This window comes from Weizmannia acidilactici (assembly GCF_008974225.1).
Taxonomy (GTDB): Bacteria; Bacillota; Bacilli; order Bacillales; family Bacillaceae_C; genus Weizmannia; species Weizmannia acidilactici.
This window is the reverse complement of the sequence record NZ_BKZR01000012.1, coordinates 71,597-77,919: the sequence shown is the minus strand read 5'-3', so window position 1 is coordinate 77,919 and position 6,323 is coordinate 71,597. Positions and strand designations below refer to the sequence as shown.

Below are 6,323 nucleotides of genomic sequence, written 5' to 3'. Positions count from 1 at the left end.
TTCTTGCTTTTGTTAGAATATTCCTAAACTTATCTACTCCCCGTAAACATTTTACTCATACAGCATTTACCGGCTGGCTAGAATCGGAAAATACTTTCTGCTCCAGCTTGGTCGATAGGATCGTCCCCGGTTATCCAAAAGAACGGGCAGAGGCGCTCTGGAAAGAATGGGGCTATGAAGATACAATGATTGCGAAAGCGGAACCATTTTTAATTTGGGTCATTGAAGGGCCGCGGGAATTGGAAGAGGAGCTACCGCTAAAAAAAGCGGGACTGAATGTGGTTGTCACAGACCATTTAAAACCGTACCGCGATCGCAAGGTTTACTTATTAAACGGACCGCATACGACAATGGCTTGTCTGGCACGCTTAGCCGGCATCAAAACCGTCGGGGAATTAATGGATGATCCGGATTTTTACCGGTTTATTGACCGGGAAATGTACGAGGAGATAATACCGTCCCTGGATCTTCCGAAAGAAGAGTTAACAAGTTATGCAGCTGAAATTCAGGAACGTTTCAAAAATCCATTTATGGAGCATGAGTTGGATTCCATTGCTTTGAACAGTGTTTCCAAATTTCAAGCCCGACTTCTTCCAACGTTGAAAAAATATATTGAGCGCTTTCATAAAATTCCAATGAGAATTTCATTAGCTCTATCCGGGTTGCTTGTAATTTATGGAAAACAAGACCATACACTTGCACGAGCAATTGATCTTCCAGATGTATTAACAACTTTTGAGAATGCTTACAAAACTGATCACTATGTGAAAGCAATATTAGCAAATGAATCTTTGTGGGGCGAAGATTTGACAAAAATAGATGGCCTGTTGGAACAAGTACACAAAGGAATAAAATTGATCAAAAACGAAGGCGCTCGTAAAGCAGTCCAAATGGCCAACGAGGAGGAATTGTCTTTTGAAAAATAAAACGATTCAGCTTCATCCGAGAGACAATGTAATTGTTGCCCTGCAAGATTTGCAGCCCGGTGAAACCGTAGTATTGGGGAACAAAACCTTGATGGTGAATGAGGTTGTAAAAAGAGGACATAAAATCGCAACAGAAGATATTTCTGAAAATACAAACATTATTAAATACGGATCGCCGATTGGATATGCGACGCAATCCATTTCAAAGGGCAGCTGGGTCCATACCCATAATGTCAGTACAAATCTATCAGGAAAAATAGAATATGAATACAATCCGGAACTAAACCCAAATATTTATCCGAAAGAAAGCCGCACATTTAAAGGGTATTTGCGAAAAAACGGCAAAGCCGGGATCCGCAATGATTTATATATCATTCCAACCGTGGGCTGTATCAATATGATCGGAGATTTGATCGTTGAACAATTTAAGCAAAATCACCCGGATAACGGTGCATTTGATGAGATTATTCTTTTTAAGCACCCATACGGCTGTTCACAGTTGGGAGATGATTTGGAGAATACCCAAAAAATTTTAATCGATGCAGCTAAACATCCAAATGCCGGCGGGGTTCTCGTGTTTGGACTTGGCTGCGAGAATAACCAGCTGGATGAGATGAAAAAACAAATGGGTGAATTTGATGAAGCACGTGTAAAATTTATGATTTGCCAAAATGTTGAAGATGAAGTGGAAACAGGCGTCCGCTTATTGGAAGAATTGAATGATGCAGCGAAAAATGACCAAAGAGTCGACCTGCCTTTATCTGAGTTAAAAATCGGCTTAAAATGCGGCGGTTCGGACGGCTTTTCGGGCATTACCGGCAATCCTTTGCTGGGACGGTTTTCCGATTACATCGTCTCTCAAGGCGGATCTACTGTTCTAACAGAAGTGCCGGAAATGTTTGGCGCGGAAAAAGTGTTAATGGCACGCGCGAAAAATAAAGACGTTTTCAATAAAATCGTAACCCTTATCAATAATTTTAAAGATTATTTTGCATCGTACGGCCAGCCTATTTATGAGAATCCTTCTCCTGGAAATAAAGCAGGCGGGATTACAACACTGGAGGACAAATCTCTCGGCTGTACCCAAAAAGCAGGTACGTCGGCTGTGGTGGATGTATTGGAATACGGAGAAAAAATTAAAGAAAAAGGTTTGTCCTTGCTTCAGGCACCTGGAAATGACCTTGTATCTTCCACAGCACTTGCTGCGGCAGACTGCCAAATGGTTTTGTTTACAACAGGGAGAGGTACACCTTTTGGAACTTTTGTACCAACGGTGAAAGTATCTACGAATACCCAGCTCTATGAAACTAAAAAGCAGTGGATAGATTTTAACGCCGGGCAGCTGCTGGATAAAACGATGGATGAGGTGGCTGAGCAATTTATCCAATTTATTATCGAGGTTGCGAGCGGCAAAAAGACAAAAAATGAACTCCGCCATATCCATGATATTGCGATTTTCAAAAACGGTGTTACAGAATGATGAATTCAATAAACATTTTATTAAAGAAGGGATCCAATATGTTTTTAGATAAAGATTTCTTATTAACGACAGATTTTTCTCGGAAGCTATTCCATAACCATGCGGAAAAAATGCCGATTATTGATTACCATTGCCATTTAAATCCTAAAGAAATCTATGAAAATCAAAATTTTCGCGATCTTGCCCAAGTTTGGATTAATGAGGGTAATTACGGAGACCATTATAAATGGAGACTGATGCGTGCAAACGGTGTTCCGGAAAAATATATTACGGGTGATGCAGAACCTTACGAGAAATTTTTGAAATGGGCAGAAACCATTGAAAAATCAGTGGGCAATCCGCTTTATGAATGGACCCATTTGGAATTAAGGCGCTTTTTTGGAATTGAAACGATATTGAATCGTCAAACCGCCCCGGAAATTTGGGAAAAAGCGAATCAGTTGCTGGCAACGGAAGATTTTAAACCTAGAAATCTTATAAAAAATAGCAATGTCAAAGTCGTCTGTACAACAGATGATCCGGTGGATGATCTTCATTATCACAAATTGCTTAAAGAATCAGAAACGGAAAATGGTTTTAAAGTATTACCGGCTTTCCGCCCGGACAAAGTATTAAATATTCAAAAGGAAGAATACGCAGACTATATTCATCAATTGTCAAAAGTATCCGGCGTTTCGATTCAAAACTTTGATGATATAGTTGATGCAATCCAGCACAGAGTTGAATATTTCCATGAATTAGGGAGCCGATTGTCTGACCATGCTTTGGATACTTTTACGTATGCTGAGGCAACACCGGAAGAATTAAACCATATTGTAAGGAAATCTTTGTCAAAAGAAACGTTAACCGAACTTGAAATCATCCAGTACCGAACTGCTCTATTAAAAGAATTGATGCGTATTTATCATGAAAAGAACTGGGTGATGCAATATCATATCCATGCATACCGGAACTTGAATGAACTGATGTTTAACAAACTTGGTCCGGATACAGGTTATGATGCTTTGATAGATGAGAATATTGCAGAATCAATTGCAAAACTATTTGCAAGCGCGGAAAATGAAGACATTATACCAAAGACGATCCTGTACTCGCTCAATCCAAATGACTGGTTTCCGCTTGTCACCATCATGGGATGCTTCCAAAAAGACACCGTACAAAAATTACAGCTCGGGTGTGCATGGTGGTTTAATGATACGAGAAGCGGAATGCGCAGGCAATTGGAAATCTTTGCTGAAGAGAGCCTGCTGCCTAATTTTGTCGGCATGCTGACGGATTCGCGCAGCTTCCTATCTTATCCGCGCCACGAATATTTCCGCAGGGTGCTATGCGAATTATTCGGCGAATGGGCGGAACGCGGCCAGATTCCGGATGACGAGGAACAAATCGGAAAAATAGTAGAAGATATTGCTTATAATAATGCTTACCGCTATTTCGGATTTTTTGATTAGAGTTAAGAAACTTCTTAAATCATAAAGCTTCTGCTGGTTTAAATATGAAATATATATTTTAAAAAGGTGGTGGCTAACCATGGCTGAAAATGTTGTAAACAGTGCAGCAGAAAAAAATATTGATCCTCAACATGCATCAAATCGAATATCTATAAAAGAAAAAGTGAGTTATGGTTTTGGTGACTTTGGAAACGGATTCATGTTTGACTTAGGGCAAGCATATTTAACCAATTTTTATACAGATATTGCTGGAATCAGTGCAGCAGCTGCTGCTGGCATCTTTTCCATAACCAAAATATTTGATGCATTTATGGATCCTTTAGCAGGGTCAATCATTGATGCGAGAAAACCGGGGAAACGCGGGAAGTTTCGGCCTGTAATGATGATATCTTCCATCTTATTGGCCATTATGACAGTCATTACATTCACGATGCCGTCCGGTTTATCACCGACGGAAAAAATTATTTATGCTTATGCCACTTATATGGCATGGGGTATTTTGTATTCGTTTACAAATGTACCGTATGGCTCTTTGGCCTCTGTTATGACACGAAATGTAGAAGATAGATCATTTATGGCTTCGACTCGGCAGGCTGGATCAATTGGCGCGCAATTGGTAACAGGCGTTGCCTTTGTTCCGATCATGCTGATGTTTCCAAGTACAAAAATCGGTTATGCTATTACTGCGGCTATTATGGCTTTCATTGGAATATGTGGTTTCTTTATCTGTTATATCAATACAAAAGAGCATATCAAAGCTGAAAATTCAAGAAGTAAGGAACGGGAAACGTTAAAAGATTATCTGCGCGTGGTATTTACGAATCGGCCGTTATGGAGCCTGATTTTAATGACTCTATTTACAATTTCTGCAATGAATACAAATAATCAAATGATGATTTATTTTTGCAAATATAATCTCGGCAATATCGGATTACAGCCAATTATTAACTTTGTTATGATGGGTTGTTCTGTTGCAGGGATTACGTTAATTCCTTTTTTGGTGCGCCGCTTTGGAAAGAAAAGAACAGCTATTGGCGGACTTCTTATTGGTGTAGTTGCTGATGGGTTGAACTTTATTATCCCTACCAATATTTATACATTTATCATTTTAGTTACGATCGGTTATGTGGCTCTGGCAATTCCAAATGGCATTACTTGGGCTTTCGTTTCAGATACGATAGACTACGGGCATTGGCACACTGGAGTGCGCAAAGAAGGTATTACCTATGCGGCATTTAATTTTTCACGAAAAATTGCCCAGTCAATTGCAGCATTAGTTTCTGCGGGCATTCTTGCTGCAACAGGTTATGTTGCGAATGCTCACCAAACTTCAACTACTCTACTTGGAATTAAAGGTGCTATGACAATTTATCCTGCAATTGCCTTACTGCTTGCAGCGGTCATTATTACATTTTTATATAATCTACCTGATGACAAATTTAAACGTATTGCAAGTGATTTGGAAAATGGGCGCTGGGAAAATGGAACCTTTATTCAAGGTTAATAGAATAAGTTGAAAAGTCCTAAAACGGGAGATTATGATTAATCTCTCGTTTTTTAAATTGAAATTGCTGATATCAGCTTTTAGTTTCTTTTTTTGAATACCTTGATGAACGCTTTCCATCTTTTATAATACAACAAATGATAGTTTTAGGAGTGAAGTTTATGGATTTAGACGATTTCACCATGGATTTTTTCAGTTTAAAAGGAAAAGTTGCGGTTGTGACCGGAGCAGCGACAGGGCTTGGTCAGGCGTATGCCGTCGCTTTGGCGAAAGCGGGTGCGGATTTGTATTTGCCGGTCAACCGGTCAAGCGGCGAGGAAACGAAAGCTTTGATCAAAAAACAAGGCAGGAAAGCGGTGCTTGTAAAAGCGGATTTAAGCGGGAAAGAAGCCGCGAAGCAAGTCATTAAAGGTTGCATCGAAACCTTTGGCCGAATTGATATTTTAGTGAACAATGCCGGCATCATCAAGCGGGCGCCGCTTTTGGAGTATAAAGATGAAGACTGGGAAAGCGTCCTAAATGTGAACTTAAATGCTGTTTACTATTTAAGCCAGGCTGCCGCTAAGGAAATGGCCAAACTGAGAAGCGGAAAAATTATTAATGTTGCTTCCATGCTTTCCTTTCAGGGCGGGAAATTTGTCCCTTCCTATACGGCCAGCAAGCATGGTGTTGCAGGGCTGACAAAAGCGTTCGCAAATGAATTAAGCGCGTACAATATCCAAGTCAATGCGATCGCCCCGGGTTATATCAAAACTGCCAATACAGCCCCGATTCGGCAGGATGAAAACCGGAACCGGGAAATTTTAAGCAGAATTCCGGCCGGACGATGGGGTGTCCCTTCTGACTTGATGGGCGCTGTTATCTTTTTATCAAGCGCTGCATCCGACTATGTAACAGGCCATATTCTCGCGGTAGATGGAGGCTGGCTGGTGCGGTAAGCCCCCTGTTTAGAAATATTCAAA

Annotated in this window: 5 protein-coding genes; all 5 read left to right on the top strand. The window is 40.4% G+C overall.

Translation table 11 applies throughout. The annotated features are described in order from the left end of the window. Positions 1–926 (top strand): mannitol dehydrogenase family protein (locus GBH70_RS06445; protein WP_503827270.1); only part of this gene is annotated, 926 nt, incomplete at its 5' end. Continuing rightward, positions 916–2,406 carry a UxaA family hydrolase gene (locus tag GBH70_RS06440; RefSeq protein WP_151680268.1) on the top strand — a complete coding sequence of 497 codons (1,491 nt, stop codon included), beginning with the start codon at positions 916–918 and terminating at the stop codon, positions 2,404–2,406. The genes GBH70_RS06445 and GBH70_RS06440, both read left to right, overlap by 11 nt. Positions 2,407–2,444: 38 nt before the next feature. Continuing rightward, complete coding sequence (uxaC, locus tag GBH70_RS06435; RefSeq protein ID WP_151680267.1) at positions 2,445–3,857, top strand: glucuronate isomerase; 1,413 nt, start codon at positions 2,445–2,447, stop codon at positions 3,855–3,857. A 79-nt stretch (positions 3,858–3,936) separates the two neighbouring features. Further along, positions 3,937–5,361, top strand: a complete 1,425-nt coding sequence (locus GBH70_RS06430) for a glycoside-pentoside-hexuronide (GPH):cation symporter (protein WP_151680266.1) — start codon at positions 3,937–3,939, stop codon at positions 5,359–5,361. Between the two features lie 161 nt (positions 5,362–5,522). Next, the gene (kduD, locus tag GBH70_RS06425; RefSeq protein WP_151680265.1) at positions 5,523–6,299 is read left to right on the top strand and encodes a 2-dehydro-3-deoxy-D-gluconate 5-dehydrogenase KduD; all 777 of its coding nucleotides are present in this window, start codon (positions 5,523–5,525) and stop codon (positions 6,297–6,299) included. Positions 6,300–6,323 lie beyond the last annotated feature (24 nt).

Bases quoted from the DNA above. Each gene is read 5' to 3' on its own strand.
- uxaC (WP_151680267.1), top strand. From the start codon at position 2,445: ATGTTTTTAGATAAAGATTTCTTATTAACGACAGATTTTTCTCGGAAG.
- GBH70_RS06430 (WP_151680266.1), top strand. From the start codon at position 3,937: ATGGCTGAAAATGTTGTAAACAGTGCAGCAGAAAAAAATATTGATCCT.
- kduD (WP_151680265.1), top strand. From the start codon at position 5,523: ATGGATTTAGACGATTTCACCATGGATTTTTTCAGTTTAAAAGGAAAA.